This is a genomic window from Candidatus Spongiisocius sp. (assembly GCF_965221825.1).
In the GTDB taxonomy this organism is placed as follows: domain Bacteria; phylum Actinomycetota; class Acidimicrobiia; order Spongiisociales; family Spongiisociaceae; genus Spongiisocius.
The window spans coordinates 113,987-126,485 of record NZ_OZ244917.1 but is presented as its reverse complement, the minus strand read 5'-3'; the positions used below and the strand labels follow the sequence as shown (position 1 = coordinate 126,485).

Genomic DNA, 12,499 nt, shown 5'->3' with positions numbered 1-12,499 from the left:
CCACGAGGACGCCCGATAGCGAGACGCACCTGCAACCCGGCACCTACGCGTACGCAGCCGGGTCTACAGGACCCTTAACCGGCACTTTCCCCGGGAATCGGACGAACCTGAGGCATAGGATGCCATATAGGGTGCCCTGTTCCTGAGGATCACAGCGCCGCTGGTGGTGCCCTGTTCCTGAGGATCAGGGCACCGTATCCGGTGTCCTCTGCCCAAAGTTCGAGAACTCGCGAAAACCGGTGCTCCACACCGGGCCCTCCCCCACCACCACCTGTCCTTGGCTTGGGGTGTGTTCGGCCATACCCGGGTTGGGACCGGGTTACGGCGAGTTCGCCCCTTTTAGAAGCCTGAGAATGTTCCCCGCGGCCAGACCGCTCCGATCGGTGAGACGCTGCGGCTGGTGTAGGTGCTTGGCGGTACGCAACGTATAGCGGGCCTGTGACACTTTCGAGTCCTTCACACCGACCGATGAGCCGATCACCGCGATCACCGGTCTCATGAGTGGGAGGAGCAGCGCAGTATTGGTAGGAGGCCGGATGGTCTTGTTCCGCCAGGGTCTCACGGTCCCGAACACGAACCCCGGATTCGGCACACTAGGTAGACCGGTTGGGGACGGCGCCGCCGAAACGTCTCCGGCGGCGCTGGTACTCGACCACGGCATCCACAAGATGCTGGGCGCCGAATTCCGGCCACAGCGTCTCTGTGAAGACCAGCTCGGAATAGGCGCTGCCCCACAGCAGGAAGTTGGATATCCGCATCTCGCCGGAAGTGCGGACGATCAGGTCCGGATCGGGCATCCGGGGAACGTACAGGCGCCTGGCGATGTCGTCCTCGGTGATCTCGCCGGGTTCCCGCTCTCCTTCCGCTACTTCGATGGCCAGCGCCCGGACGGCGCGGGCGATCTCGGCCCGTCCCCCGTAGTTGAAGGCCAGCACGAGGCTCAGCCGGCGGTTGGAGGTGGTGCGTTGCTCCGCATCCTGCATCAGTTCCCGGTTGCGATCCGGGATGCGCGGATCCGCCAGATCGCCGGCGAAGCAGATCCGCACCCCCATGTCCGCCAGGGAGTCCAGCCGGCGCAACAGTATGTCCTCGTTGAACCACATGAGGAACGAGACCTCTTCGGGGTGGCGGGTCCAGTTCTCCGTAGAGAACGTGTAGGCGGACAGCCAGCGAAGGCCGATCTCCAGCGCCCCTTCCACGCATTCGAACAGCACGGTCTCGCCGGCTGCGTGCCCGCCGGTGCGGGGCAGGTTGCGGGCCACGGCCCAACGTCCGTTCCCGTCCATGATCAGGCCGACATGGGCGGGGAGTCGGCGCCGGTCCAGCCTGCTCAGGTCGAGGGCGGCCGGGCCCGCCGCCGATCCGTCCCTCACCGGGATCCCCGGCGGATGCCGAAGGCGAGGCCGACCAGCCCGGACTCGATGTGGTACTCCACGAACCTACGTGCGAGCCCCGCCGCATCGGTGGCCAGTTTGCTGTCGGGACTCGTGAAGCCGGATAGATCGGCTGCTGACAGCCGGGCGAGGTGCTCGGTCAGACCGTCCCTCAACCGGATGGTTCCTCCGGTGTCGCAGCGTTCACAGATCAGACCCCCGCCCGCCATGCTGAACCTGCCGAGGCGGTCCTCCGCGCCGCAGGCCGCGCAATGTTCGAGGGCCGGGGCCTGGCCGATGGCGTCCGACAGCTTGAGCAGAAAGGATGCCATCAGGTCCATACCGCCGGCGCCGTCCTCAAGGGCGCGCAACCCCCTGAGGAGGAGCAGGAAAATCCGGTGTGAGGGCTCCTCCTCGACCACCACCTTGCCGACCGCCTCCGCCATGGTGCCGGCCACCATCACCGCGTCGAGGTCCTGGCGTATCCTGGGAAAGGCCTCGATCACCGACACCTGGGTCACCGTGGCCAGGTTGCGCCCCTGGTACAGCACCAGATCGACGTGGGTGAGGGGTTCGAGCCGGCCCCCGAACCGGCTCCTGGTCCTCCGGACACCCTTTGCAACGGCTCGCACCTGGCCATGATTGGGGCTGACGATTACCACGACGCGGTCCGCCTCCCCGAACGGGTAGCCGCGCAGGACGATTCCCTGATCGTGGCGGATCGACATTCCTCTCCCCGGATCGCAGCCAAGCGAGTGCCCTGGCGAGGGTAACCGGCCCGCGCCCGGACGTGCGGTCAACCGAGGCGCCTCATGCCTGGACGGCCATTCCCCTAACGTGTATTGAAAGACTCGGACTTCGTTCAATGTGGCTCTCCGGAGGATCGGATGTTCACCACAGAGGCTTCGCCCTCAGGACGAAGGCGGGTGTCCGTGGCTCCTGTTTCCGATCCGGCTATGTCGGGTTGCCCGACCGTGCATATGAAGAATCACGGTTATGGTGGGTTGATGGCACTTCTGGACGGATCCGAGATACGGACCTTCCTCGATTCCCATCCGGGCTGGGAGGTGCGGGATGGGACGATCTCCAAGACCTACGTCCTCGCCGACTTCGCCTCGGCCGTCGGCTTCGTGGCTTCGGTGGGAGTGGTAGCCGAGCGAGCCTTCCATCATCCCGACATCGACCTCCGCTACCGGCGGGTCACCGTTTCCGTGACCACTCACGACGAGGGCGGCCTCACCCGCAAGGACACCGAACTGGCCGCCCGGATCGACCGGCTGGCTACCTGACACGAACCTCTACCAACCCAGCGCGTATAACCTGAACTCGTGGGCAGTGGCAGGCTTCTAGTAGTCGAGGACGATCAGGAAATACGCCGGTCCCTGCGCCGAGCCCTCCGGATGGAGGGGTACGAGGTGACTACCGCCGAAGACGGCATGGCCGGCCTCGAACAGCTGTCCATCCAGCCCGCCGACGCCATCATTCTCGACGTCATGATGCCTCGCCTGGACGGACTGGGAGTAGCCCGGCATCTCCGGGCCCTCGGCGACAGAACCCCCATCCTGATGCTCACCGCCCGCCATGACATCTCGAACCGCGTGGAGGGCTTGGATGCCGGCGCCGACGACTACATGGTCAAACCGTTCGCCCTGGACGAGTTGCTGGCCAGGATCAGGGCTCTGCTCCGCCGGAGCGGGGCCACCGACAGCGACCATACCCTCCAGCTCGCAGATCTCACTCTCAATCCCTCCACCCGGCAGGTCCACCGAGCGGACCGAGAGATCCAACTGACCAAGACCGAGTTCGACCTGCTGGAACTCCTACTGGTTAACAGCAGGATCGTGCTGTCCCGTGACGTGATCATGGGTCGCATCTGGGGCTACACCTTCGAAACCTCCTCGAACCCTCTGGAGGTCCACGTCGGCTACGTGCGGCGCAAGCTCGAGGCCGGGGGGGAACCTCGCCTCATACACACCGTGCGGGGAGTCGGCTACGTGGCCAGGGAGCCATGAGCCTGCGGTTGCGATGGGCCACAGGACTCGGGCTGGTGGCGGCGCTGGCCATCGGCCTGATCACGCTGGCTGCCGTGTTCTCTGTTGAGCGGCGGCTGCGGGGCGCAATGGATCAAGACCTCAGGGAGCGGGCCTCGCGCGTCCACGAGCTGGCCGAGGGCCTGTTTCGTGTGGGCCTGGAGCGTCGAGGCGCCCTGCTCCCCCGGGTGGTCGACTACGACGCCATCCTCCAGGTATTCGATCGGGACGGGACCGTCCTGCTCCAGGTAGGACCTGAGGGTGTCACGCCGCCCGTTGACGATGCCGACCTGGATGTGATCAGCGGTAACCGTCCGGCGATCATCCGCGATGTCCGTATCGACGGCACCTTGTACAGGATGATCACGGTCCGGGCCTTCGTCAGGGACGGTCCCCTGAGAGTGGAGGCGGCGTTCCAGATCCTTACCGACCAGTCCCAGCTCCAAGGCAACCTGGCAGCTCTCACCGCAAGACTCCTCCTCATCGGCGCCATCGGCGTCCTGCTGGTGGCGCTGACCGGCTGGATAATGGCCTCGAGAGCCGTACGCCCGATCAGCGATCTCGCCGCCGCCGCCCAACGGGTGGCTTCCACCGACGATCTCGATGCGGTCGACCAGATCGATACCTCGGCCCCGGCCGAGATCGGACGCCTGGCCACCGCCTTCCAGTCGATGCTGGACTCGCTCCGGGCATCGCGCCGGGAACAGCAACGGCTGGTATCCGACGCGGGTCACGAGCTCCGGACTCCGATGACGGCCCTGAAGACCAACCTGGAAGTCATCCGCCGTCGCGGCGACCGGATCAACGAGGAGGAACGGACGGAGTTGATCGAGGCGGCTCTGCGGGAGTCCGACCAGTTGGCCCGGCTTGCCTCCGAACTGGTCGATCTGACATCAGACGTGCGCCATGCCACCGAACCGGTTCAGGCGGTCGACCTGACGGCGCTGGCCCGAGAACTCGGCGGCCGATATAGCAAACTCGGCGATGTGCGCGTAACAGTCTCCGGCCGGGGCGCGCTGGTGGCCGGACGGCCGACCCAGCTGGAGCGGGCTGCCGGCAATCTGGTTGACAACGCCGTCAAGTGGGCGGACGGCAGGGTCGAGATCCTTGTGAAAGGAACTACGTTCACCGTTCGAGATGATGGACCCGGGATCCCCGAAGACGACCTGCCCAACGTCTTCCGGCGGTTCTACCGCTCCGCGGAGGCCCGCTCGATGCCCGGTTCGGGTCTGGGGCTGGCGATCGTGGACCATCTGATCAGCGCCCATGGCGGTACCGTGTTCGCCGGGAACTCCGATGATGGCGGCGCTGAAGTGGGGTTCACCCTGCCTCCGGCGGAGAGAACAGAGGGGAGTCCGGAGGCAGGGTGAACAGGTTGGGGCTTCGCGCAAACGTGGGGTTTGGGCTGTTCTGGTGGTCGGTGCGGGCGTCATGTTACGAGGAGTCCCCGGGCTGCGAAGTTGTCGGTGCTGGTGAGTCCGTGAGCGACCCGGCGTAGCATCCCCGCACTCACCGCATGGTGATCAAGCGGCGGACGCCTCCCCCCGGCTACTCGTTTCGGAGCGCGGCGATGGGATCGACGGTGGTGGCGCGGTAGGCCGGGTAGCTCCCGCTGGCCAGGCCCACGCCCCCTGCGACCAGGAGTGCCGCGGCAATACTCCACGGCTGGATCAGCACCGTCAACTCCTGGCCACCGACCACCCTGCCGTCGACGGCCAGCGAGACTCCGGCCCCGATGGCGACGCCGACCAGGCCGCCGAACAGGCTCAAGGTCAGCGCCTCGGTCACGAACTGCTTCACGATGTCACGCGATGTGGCCCCCACCGCGCGCCGGATGCCTATCTCCCGAGCCCGCTCCGTGACCGAGACAAGCATGATGTTCATCACACCGATGCCTCCGACGAGTAGGGAGATACCGGCGATGCTGCCGAGCAGGATCGAGAGAGTGTTGCTGACCTCGGTCGCCGCGCTGATCAGATCGTCCTGGCTCTGGATCACGAAGTCCGGCTCGGCCGTGCCGTGGCGGAAGAGCAGCAGTTCGCTGATCTCCTGCTTGACGCGGTCCTCGTCGACGCCATCCGCAGCCCTGACGTCGATCTGGGAGACGCGCAGGTCCCCTGCAGGGGTGTACAGGAAACGCAGCCGGTTGGCGATGCTCCTCAGCGGGACGAAGGCCTGGTCGTTGGCCTCGCCGGCGCCGCCCTGCTCCTCGAGGACCCCTACCACCACGAAGGCGAGCGTGAGACGTCCGCCTGCGAAGGAGAGCCGCACCTGCTGGCCGACCGGATCCACGCCCGGGTACAGCGTCTCGGCGGTTCGCGCTCCCAGCACCGCTACCATCGAACCTTCCTCGTCATGGAGCGGTGTGATGAAGGAGCCTGAACGGATGTCGAGATCACGCACCTCTCCGTACTCACTGGACGTGGAGACCACCGTGGCCCCCACATTGTTCGCTCCCGCGACCAGCTGCGTGTCCACCGTGGCACGGGCCGCGACGGCCACGACACCGGGAATGGCGTCGGCGGCGATCGCCGCGGCATCCCCGTCGACCAGCGTCGACTCGGCGGACCCGGCGGGGTTGCCGGTCTGGGAAGTTGTGGCTGCCGCACTCGACTCGATGAAGATCAGGCCCGTGCCGAGGCCGCGGATCCGATCGGTGACGCCCTGCTGCGTACCCTGGGCCACCGCCACCAGCGCGATCACCGAACTGACCCCGATGACCACCCCTAGAGAGGTCAGCGCACTCCGTAGCCGGTTGGCGAGGATGGCTCGCAGGGTGATGCGGAACGCGTCCAGAAGGCTCACCCCGCCGACGCTCCTGCCGGTGACGGAACCGATGGCTCCGCGCCCGCCCCGCTGTCACCGACGATCTCTCCGTCGCGCATGCGGATGGTGCGCCGGGCGTAGGCGGCGACGTCCGCCTCGTGCGTCACCAGTACCACTGTCAGCCCCTGATCCTCGACCAGTTCGGTGAGGAGTTCCATGAGTTCCCGACCCGTCGCCGAGTCGAGGGCGCCGGTCGGCTCGTCGCCCAGCAGCACCAGCGGGTTCACGACGAGGGATCGGGCGATCGCCACTCGCTGCTGCTCCCCCCTTTACCTTGTTGAGTAGCTCTGATGTGTGAGTATCGGGGCTGGTTGCTCGCCGCGGCGGGCAGGGCTTTGTCCCCCTGTCAGAGAGATGGCCTGGGGGGTGTTGCCACCCGCCGTGGTTGGGTGCCTGCGACCTCTTACAGGGACATGCACCGACAGGGGGCTGGTTCGTAAAGTGGTTGAGGCGTTGGTGCCCTCGAGTAGCTGCCGAAGGAGTTTGCGACTAGAGAGGACCAACTGAATGGGTGAGAGGCCTACGCCGGCTCCCGGAGTGTTCGTCGGTATAGACATCGCCAAGGGCAACCATTACGCCTGTGCGGTGTCGGCCAGCGGTGAGGCGCTGTTCGCCCGAGCGGTTCCCAACGACGAATCAGCGATCCGGCGGATGATCGACGACGCTGGGGACCACGGCCGCCCGGCGTTGGTGGTTGATATGACCTCGTCGGCGGCTGTGCTGGCGCTCACCGTCGCCGCAGAGATGACGATTCCGGTGGCCTATGTCACCGGCCTGGCGATGCGCCGAGCTGCCGACCTCTACGCAGGTGCGGCCAAGACCGACCCCAAGGACGCCCAGGTGCTGGCCGACTACGCCTGGCGTAACGCGGATCGTCTGAGTTGGACGACTGTCACCGATGAGCTGTTGGCCCGTCTGCGGATCCTCAACGGTCGGGACACAGACCTGGCCTCCGACGCGACAAGAACCGTAAACCGCCTGAGAGACGCCCTATTAGCCGTGTCCCCGGCTCTGGAGCGTGCCGTGGGAGAAAGGCTGATGTCGACACCTGGTCTCAGAGCCGCGCTGGTGAAATACCCCACCCCCGCAGCGCTGCGAACGGCCGGCAAAGCCCGGGTGCGGTCGCTGATATCCAAGCGATCCAAGCGCGCCGCCAACACACTCACCGACCAGATCTGGGCTGCGCTCAGCTCCCAGACCGTCACGGTGCCAGCCGAGGCAACCTGGGGCGAGACAATCGGCGACTTGGCCGCCGACCTGGACCGGATCATCGACCGCCGACAACGCCTCGAAGCTGACATCGAGCAGGCGTTCTTGGAGCATCCGCTGGGAAAAGTCCTTAACAGCATGTGCGGGTTCGGGCCCAGAACCGGAGCTCGAACCCTGGCTGAGATCGGCGACCCGCACCGGTTCGCCAACCCCGGCCGGCTAGCCGCCTACGCCGGGCTAGCCCCCGTGGACCGACAATCAGGCCGCAGCCACCGAACAGGGCGATCACGAGGCGGAAACCACCGACTCAAGAACGCCATGTTCATCGCCGCGTTCGTTGCTACCCGACACGACCCCGACGCCCGCGCCTACTACCTACGCAAACGCGCCCAGGGCAAAGACCACAACGCCGCTGTCATCTGCGTCGCCCGCCGACGCTGCAACATCATCCTGGCCATGCTCAAGACCCAAACGCCCTACCAACCCCGCCAACCCGAGAAACTGCCCGAAGCGGCTTGACAACAAGACAGGGACACCCCCCCCCCCCCCCCGGACATGGGTGCCTGCGACCTCTTACAGGGACATGCACCGACAGGGGGCTGGTTCGTAAAGTGGTTGAGGCGTTGGTGCCCTCGAGTAGCTGCCGAAGGAGTTTGCGACTAGAGAGGACCAACTGAATGGGTGAGAGGCCTACGCCGGCTCCCGGAGTGTTCGTCGGTATAGACATCGCCAAGGGCAACCATTACGCCTGTGCGGTGTCGGCCAGCGGTGAGGCGCTGTTCGCCCGAGCGGTTCCCAACGACGAATCAGCGATCCGGCGGATGATCGACGACGCTGGGGACCACGGCCGCCCGGCGTTGGTGGTTGATATGACCTCGTCGGCGGCTGTGCTGGCGCTCACCGTCGCCGCAGAGATGACGATTCCGGTGGCCTATGTCACCGGCCTGGCGATGCGCCGAGCTGCCGACCTCTACGCAGGTGCGGCCAAGACCGACCCCAAGGACGCCCAGGTGCTGGCCGACTACGCCTGGCGTAACGCGGATCGTCTGAGTTGGACGACTGTCACCGATGAGCTGTTGGCCCGTCTGCGGATCCTCAACGGTCGGGACACAGACCTGGCCTCCGACGCGACAAGAACCGTAAACCGCCTGAGAGACGCCCTATTAGCCGTGTCCCCGGCTCTGGAGCGTGCCGTGGGAGAAAGGCTGATGTCGACACCTGGTCTCAGAGCCGCGCTGGTGAAATACCCCACCCCCGCAGCGCTGCGAACGGCCGGCAAAGCCCGGGTGCGGTCGCTGATATCCAAGCGATCCAAGCGCGCCGCCAACACACTCACCGACCAGATCTGGGCTGCGCTCAGCTCCCAGACCGTCACGGTGCCAGCCGAGGCAACCTGGGGCGAGACAATCGGCGACTTGGCCGCCGACCTGGACCGGATCATCGACCGCCGACAACGCCTCGAAGCTGACATCGAGCAGGCGTTCTTGGAGCATCCGCTGGGAAAAGTCCTTAACAGCATGTGCGGGTTCGGGCCCAGAACCGGAGCTCGAACCCTGGCTGAGATCGGCGACCCGCACCGGTTCGCCAACCCCGGCCGGCTAGCCGCCTACGCCGGGCTAGCCCCCGTGGACCGACAATCAGGCCGCAGCCACCGAACAGGGCGATCACGAGGCGGAAACCACCGACTCAAGAACGCCATGTTCATCGCCGCGTTCGTTGCTACCCGACACGACCCCGACGCCCGCGCCTACTACCTACGCAAACGCGCCCAGGGCAAAGACCACAACGCCGCTGTCATCTGCGTCGCCCGCCGACGCTGCAACATCATCCTGGCCATGCTCAAGACCCAAACGCCCTACCAACCCCGCCAACCCGAGAAACTGCCCGAAGCGGCTTGACAACAAGACAGGGACACCCCCCCCCCCCCCGGACAGTTCGTTCGGAAGGTGCATGATGCGATCCGCCAGGCCGACGCGTACCAGCGCCTCGGCAGCACGTCGCCTGCGGTCTGGAGCACGCTGGTAGATCAGCGGCAACTCGACCTGCTCGAGGGCTGTCAGGCGGGGCAGCAGGTTGTAGGACTGGAAGACGAACCCGAAGGCATTGCCCCGCAGCCGGGAACGGGCATCCTCGGAGAACCGCTCAACATCGCGCCCGGCTAGGAGGTACTCGCCGGAGGTGGGCCGGTCCAGCAGGCCGATGATGTTCATGAGCGTGCTCTTGCCGGAGCCGGACTGGCCCATGATGGCCACGAACTCCCCCCGGTCGATTTCGAGGCTCACACCGGCCAACGCCCGCACGTCCACTCCGCCGGTCGCGTAGACGCGGGTCACTTCGTGCAGCCGGATCACTGTCCGCTTCTGCCCGGACCGCCACCGAAGCCTCCCGGAATACCTCCGGGGAGGAAACCGAACCCGGGCGCCGGTTCCTGCTGCTGCGTGGCGCTGTAGGCGATGCCGGCGCTGTCGGCCCCGATCAGCAGCACCGCTCCCGGCTCGAGACCGCTCGTGATCTCCACGTTCACCCCGTCAGACTCGCCTACCCCAACCATGACGCGCTCGAACCCGACCCCGTCGCCATCGGCGGGACCTGCCGGAACGGTGACGAACCACTCGCCGTCGATCTGCCGCACGGCGGAAACGGGAACCAGCACGGACTGCTCCCGCACCTCGGTGAGGATGGTGACGGTGGCGCTCATCCCGGGCGCCGGCAGCAAGCGGGCGACAACGGGGCCCGCCGCCCCGGTCTGGTCTGGCCGCCCCGGAGCCCCCGGCCCGCCGGCCGCAATCCGCTCCCGCAGTTGTGGCGGGATTTCGAAGTCCTCGGGCAGGCTCACTCCCTCGGGCAGCGGCTCGCCGCTGCTCACCACCTGTATCACATCCTGGATGGTCACGCCTTCCGGCAACTCGATTCCGGCGAGCGCGCCACCCTCACCGCGTCCGCCGAAGCCCGGTGCTCCTGCCCCGCCGGTGCCTCCGATGCCGGCCACGGACTCCGAAACCCCGGCAACTCCGAGAGCACCTCCCTGCCCGGCGAGAACCGCGAGTTGTCCGGCCACTTCAGTGATCTCCGCACCGGTCAGGATCCTTGCCTCCACCCCGTAGGTCACCACACCTTGGGCGGTATCCGGCATGCGGCTGATCGAGACTATCCGCACCGGGTACTCGACCCCCTCGACTCCGTCGAAGGAGGCGACACCCGCCTGCCCGATCTGCAACGAGAACAGGTCGGCCTCGGTAACGGTCAGGTCGATCAGCATCCGGTCGGGCGTGCTGAGTGAGAAAGCGACAATGTTCTGGGTCACGCGGTCGCCTGGGTGGACGTTGACACCCTCGACGGTCCCGTCGATGGGGGCCACCACGGTCAGGTCGGCAAGGGCGGCGCGGGCCTCCTCAAGCGTGATCTCGGCAAGCCGAACGCTCTCCTCCTGCTGAGCGATGGCGTTGGCGGTCGCTCCCGCCAGCAGTTCGTCGTGGCGCGCCCGGGCGGTGGCAAGGCCGGCCAGCGCCGCATCCAGGGAGGCTTGAGCCTGCTCATGATCGCTCTCGTCGGCCGGCTCCTGGAGCTCCTCGAGGCGGGCGACAGCCGCAGAGTGGCTCGCACGGGCAGCCTCCACAGCCTGCTCCGCCTGGTAGAAGTCCTGGGCGGTCGGGTCCTCCCGGAGTTCGTCGAGGCGGGCGACAGCCGCAGAGTGGCTCGCACGGGCAGCCTCCACAGCCTGCTCCGCCTGGTAGAAGTCCTGGGCGGTCGGGTCCTCCCGGAGTTCGTCGAGGCGGGCGACAGCCGCAGAGTGGCTCGCTTCGGCGGCTTCCAGTGCCAACTCCGCCTGCCGGACGTCCTCGCCGGAGGCGGGTAGGAGCAGATCGGCAAGTCGATCCTCCGTGGCGGCAAGGTCTGTCACAGCTGTCTGTCTGGCAGCCTCGGCCAGGATATAAGCCAGGTTGGTGTTGATCAGGGCGTTGGCGCGACGCTGGTAGCCGGCGGAGCGCCCCTCAAGGGTCTCGTGAAGGGCCTCCACCTCCTCGTCCGAGAGGGGTTCCAGGATCTCCTCACTCTCCAAAGGCAGGGTGCCGGCGCAGGTCACCTCGGCTATGTTGAAGGCTCCGTACTCGTCGCAGTACTCGTCCCAGGCCTCGCCCAAAGCGACCCAGGAATCGTTCGCATCGCTGACGGCACTCAAGAGCCGGGCCTCCGCGTGGGCCACCGCAGATCGAGCGGCGGCGATCTCCGTTTCGGTCGGATCGGTGAACAATGCCGCCAGAGCCTCCTCGGCGCTCGACAACTGAGCAAGCGCACTAGCCACCGCCTGCTCACCAGACGCCACCTCACTAACACTCGGCGGCTCCGACAACCCCGACAGAGCCTCCTCGGCGCTCGACAACTGAGCAAGCGCACTAGCCACCGCCTGCTCACCAGACGCCACCTCACTAACACTCGGCGGCTCCGACAACCCCGACAGAGCCTCCTCGGCGCTCGACAACTGAGCAAGCGCACTAGCCACCGCCTGCTCACCAGACGCCACCTCACTAACACTCGGCGGCTCCGACAACCCCGACAGGGCCATCTCGGCGCCCGTCACCTGCGACTCCGCAGCCTCGATCGACTGTCTCGCCGCGGCAATCTCGGATCCCGCGGGAGTGTCCAGCAAGGACTCGAGGCGGAGTTCGGCCAGACGCAGCTGCACCTCGGCCGTCTCGATGCGCCGCTGCGCGTCCGAGTCGTCCAGGGTCGCCAGTATCTCGCCGGCCTGTACGGCAGATCCGCTCTCGACCACGACCGATGCGACGGCGCCGGAAGCTTCGAAGGCAAGGTCGGTGCTGCGTTCGGCCACCGCCGATCCGGAAAGATCGACCGTGGTGCTCAACTGGCCCGTCGTAGACTCCACGCGCTCCGGTTCGGCCGTCACGTCGGTCTCTTCCGGTTGGAGGACCAGGAAGGCGCCTACCCCTGCTCCGGCCACCAGAACTGCCGCGACCAGGAACAGCAAGCCCCGCCTGGGTCGCCGACGCCCGCCGATCAGGGCATCGATGTCCACATCACTCATGCCCGCCCCCTACAGGC

The 12,499-nt window shown here is 66.7% G+C and carries 10 protein-coding genes and 1 pseudogene; 5 read left to right on the top strand and 6 right to left on the bottom strand.

The window, feature by feature from the left end; all coding sequences use genetic code 11:
* Positions 1-593 precede the first annotated feature (593 nt).
* Both uppS and recO read right to left on the bottom strand, forming a co-directional pair.
* Positions 594-1,373, bottom strand: a complete 780-nt coding sequence (uppS, locus tag ACOQPD_RS00565) for a polyprenyl diphosphate synthase (protein ID WP_420612969.1) — start codon at positions 1,371-1,373, stop codon at positions 594-596.
* Entirely contained in the window at positions 1,370-2,101 is a 732-nt protein-coding gene (recO, locus tag ACOQPD_RS00560) for a DNA repair protein RecO (protein ID WP_420612968.1), read from the bottom strand. Before recO ends, uppS begins: the two co-directional genes overlap by 4 nt.
* 279 nt (positions 2,102-2,380) lie before the next feature.
* Between recO and ACOQPD_RS00555 the strand changes: the two genes are divergently transcribed.
* Genes ACOQPD_RS00555 through ACOQPD_RS00545 form a run of 3 tightly spaced genes read left to right on the top strand, consistent with a single transcriptional unit; the run spans position 2,381 to position 4,773 of the window.
* A complete protein-coding gene (locus ACOQPD_RS00555; RefSeq protein ID WP_420612967.1) occupies positions 2,381-2,662 on the top strand; it encodes a 4a-hydroxytetrahydrobiopterin dehydratase in 282 nt (93 codons plus the stop codon).
* A gap of 39 nt (positions 2,663-2,701) precedes the next feature.
* Complete coding sequence (locus ACOQPD_RS00550) at positions 2,702-3,385, top strand: response regulator transcription factor (protein WP_420612966.1); 684 nt, start codon at positions 2,702-2,704, stop codon at positions 3,383-3,385.
* Positions 3,382-4,773, top strand: a complete 1,392-nt coding sequence (locus tag ACOQPD_RS00545; protein ID WP_420612965.1) for a sensor histidine kinase — start codon at positions 3,382-3,384, stop codon at positions 4,771-4,773. The genes ACOQPD_RS00550 and ACOQPD_RS00545 overlap by 4 nt, the downstream gene beginning before the upstream one ends.
* 178 nt (positions 4,774-4,951) lie before the next feature.
* On the opposite strand, the gene ACOQPD_RS00540 is transcribed toward ACOQPD_RS00545, so the two are convergent.
* Together ACOQPD_RS00540 and ACOQPD_RS00535 are read right to left on the bottom strand one after the other, a co-directional pair.
* Positions 4,952-6,208, bottom strand: coding sequence for an ABC transporter permease (locus tag ACOQPD_RS00540; protein ID WP_420612964.1), 1,257 nt, complete (start codon positions 6,206-6,208; stop codon positions 4,952-4,954).
* Complete coding sequence (locus tag ACOQPD_RS00535) at positions 6,205-6,480, bottom strand: hypothetical protein (protein WP_420612963.1); 276 nt, start codon at positions 6,478-6,480, stop codon at positions 6,205-6,207. Before ACOQPD_RS00535 ends, ACOQPD_RS00540 begins: the two co-directional genes overlap by 4 nt.
* Positions 6,481-6,736: 256 nt before the next feature.
* Between ACOQPD_RS00535 and ACOQPD_RS00530 the strand changes: the two genes are divergently transcribed.
* Together ACOQPD_RS00530 and ACOQPD_RS00525 are read left to right on the top strand one after the other, a co-directional pair.
* Positions 6,737-7,957, top strand: a complete 1,221-nt coding sequence (locus ACOQPD_RS00530; protein WP_420612962.1) for an IS110 family transposase — start codon at positions 6,737-6,739, stop codon at positions 7,955-7,957.
* Between the two features lie 158 nt (positions 7,958-8,115).
* Positions 8,116-9,234: pseudogene (locus ACOQPD_RS00525) on the top strand (IS110 family transposase); the annotation flags it as partial.
* Here the strand turns inward: ACOQPD_RS00525 and ACOQPD_RS00520 are convergent.
* A complete protein-coding gene (locus ACOQPD_RS00520; protein WP_420612961.1) occupies positions 9,193-9,789 on the bottom strand; it encodes an ABC transporter ATP-binding protein in 597 nt (198 codons plus the stop codon). The pseudogene ACOQPD_RS00525 and the gene ACOQPD_RS00520 overlap by 42 nt on opposite strands.
* Positions 9,786-12,482: an HlyD family efflux transporter periplasmic adaptor subunit gene (locus ACOQPD_RS00515; RefSeq protein ID WP_420612960.1), complete on the bottom strand. Its 2,697-nt coding sequence runs from the start codon at positions 12,480-12,482 to the stop codon at positions 9,786-9,788. Before ACOQPD_RS00515 ends, ACOQPD_RS00520 begins: the two co-directional genes overlap by 4 nt.
* Positions 12,483-12,499 lie beyond the last annotated feature (17 nt).